Here is a 2,169-nt window from a genome sequence, read left to right as displayed (position 1 = left end):
CTCTGGTATCAACATTTCTAAATTTAATGGTAAAACTAATTGAAAGCTCCCATTAAATTCGGTATAATCTTTGGTGTATAGTTTAGTGTTTTTCATAACAAATCAATTATACACGATTTGCGGGTCCTTCGGGACCCGCAAATCGTATTTTAAGGTGAAAAAGGGCTGTGCAAAATTGAACTGGTTAGTTCATTTTGCAACAGCCCCTTTTATATGGCATTAAACCTCTAATGTGAGTGCATACCCTGCCTCAAATGCTTTTATACTTGGTCCTCCTTCCTGAGTACACCTTCATGCTTATAGGCGGGCAGTTCTTCAGAAAACCTCTTGATTTTATCAATGGGAAGCGGGTAACCTATCCCCAAGCTTTAAAACAGAGATATCCGGCATAACCTCTTTTTCATGCTGGTATGACATAGAACTTACAATAAAGCTACAAAAGGGGTTTTTGGCACCGTCCCAGGGAGGACGGTGCTCATCTAATGGGGAGGAAATGAACCTGTGGGGGTATTTATATAAACAGTTATAAACTACTGATGATTTCTTTTGCATTATCAGAAATGAGAAACGCAGAAATATCTTTCTTCTGGTCTATATATGACTTTATCTTAGTGGATTTAGAAACATCTCCTATCATCATGGCGCCAACAAGCACATTGTTTCTCAAAAATAGCTTGTAGTATTCCTTATTCCCTGTATATTTGAGCTCTTTTAGCTCACCCTTCTCATTGTTTATCTCGCCTACAGAGAAACAGCTCACATTCATCACCTTAAGCATGTTGGAGGGTGGTATGGGATGATAGGTTGCCTCCTCGCCGGCTGCATTCATACCCGCTATCTTGCCCTGCTCCTGCGCTACCGGCCATATGGCCGGCATGGCTCCTTTAAACTCTGCAACATCCCCTGCTGCATAAACACCATCTAAACTGGTCCTCATATATTCATCTACCACTATTCCCTTATTTATCTCTATTGGCTGGCCATTCAAGAATTCAATATGTGGCCTTACACCGGATGAGAAGACTACAAAGTCGGCCTTAATCTCACGCCCATCCTTTAAAAGTACTCCCTCAGCCCTATCCTGACCCAGTATCGACTTTGTCTCTACTCCAAGGTAAGTGGTCACTCCAAAATCTTCTACTATCTCCTTCAGTATATTGGAGCCCTCTTCATCCATCTGCCGGGGTAACAGCCTCGGGAAAAATTCAAGCAGGCTTACATCCAATCCAGCTTGCCTTATGGCCCATGCAGCCTCAAGTCCAAGAACTCCTCCTCCTATAACTATAGCCTTTTTTGCAGACTTCATTGCTTCGGTTATGGATACCATGTCATCAAAGGACCTCAAGGCAAACACTTTCTTTTTATCCACACCCTCCACCGGAGGTATGAAGCTATAGCTTCCGCTGGCAATGACAAGTCTAGTATAAGAAAACTCCCCACCATCAGTCTTTACCACTCTCTTTTCAGTATCAATGGCTTGCACCTTTGTATTCAGATATACCTTAATGTCCCTCTCCTCATACCAACTAACGGGGTGTATGTACAGTTTTTCCGGTTCAACGTCCTTTCCAAGATAGTGTGAAAGCATAAGCCTGCTGTATGTATGATACCCTTCTGCAGTAATGATTGTAATACGGCCATCCTTATCCCTGTCCCTTATGGCTTCCGCCGCATTTAAGCCTGCCACACCATTCCCTATTATAAAATAACTTTCCATTTGCTGTCCTCCTTCTCACCATAATATTAATTTTCTATTGAAAAGCTGACTTACATAATATACAATCTATATATAGCATGATAAATTATCAAATAAAGAAAATCATTATCAACTACATATCATTATAGTATATGAAGTATGATAATGCAATAGGATGTCTAAAAATTTTCAATTAAGGAGGAATTTATAATGGAGAAGTGGCAGTGCACAATATGCGGCTACATCTATGACCCCTCAGTCGGCGATCCAAGCCAGGGAATATCTCCCGGTACCCCTTTCGATAAGCTACCAGATAACTGGGTATGCCCGGAGTGTGGCGCCACAAAGGATATGTTTGAAAAGATATAATACATGGGGCTGTTGCACAATGGACTAAATAGTTCATTGTGCAACAGCGCTTTTTTTATTGCGTAAAAGCAAATACGGGTACCGAAGTACCCGTATAAGCTGTA

At 41.4% G+C, this 2,169-nt stretch carries 2 protein-coding genes; one reads left to right on the top strand and one right to left on the bottom strand.

Annotated features, from left to right (window positions below):
- Window positions 1–523: 523 nt before the first annotated feature.
- On the bottom strand, window positions 524–1,717 hold the full coding sequence (locus tag FWJ32_RS13170) for an NAD(P)/FAD-dependent oxidoreductase (RefSeq protein ID WP_149546422.1): 1,194 nt from the start codon (window positions 1,715–1,717) through the stop codon (window positions 524–526).
- Window positions 1,718–1,906: 189 nt separating this feature from the next.
- On the opposite strand from FWJ32_RS13170, the gene rd reads away from it, so the two are divergent.
- Window positions 1,907–2,065, top strand: coding sequence for a rubredoxin (gene rd / locus FWJ32_RS13165; RefSeq protein ID WP_149546421.1), 159 nt, complete (start codon window positions 1,907–1,909; stop codon window positions 2,063–2,065).
- Window positions 2,066–2,169: the final 104 nt, after the last annotated feature.

This window comes from Calorimonas adulescens, from assembly GCF_008274215.1.
Classification (GTDB): domain Bacteria; phylum Bacillota; class Thermoanaerobacteria; order Thermoanaerobacterales; family UBA4877; genus Calorimonas; species Calorimonas adulescens.
This window is presented reverse-complemented; position numbering and strand designations above follow the sequence as displayed.

Excerpts from the sequence above, each read along its gene's own strand:
- FWJ32_RS13170 (WP_149546422.1), bottom strand. The coding sequence starts at position 1,717 with ATGGAAAGTTATTTTATAATAGGGAATGGTGTGGCAGGCTTAAATGCG.
- rd (WP_149546421.1), top strand. The coding sequence starts at position 1,907 with ATGGAGAAGTGGCAGTGCACAATATGCGGCTACATCTATGACCCCTCA.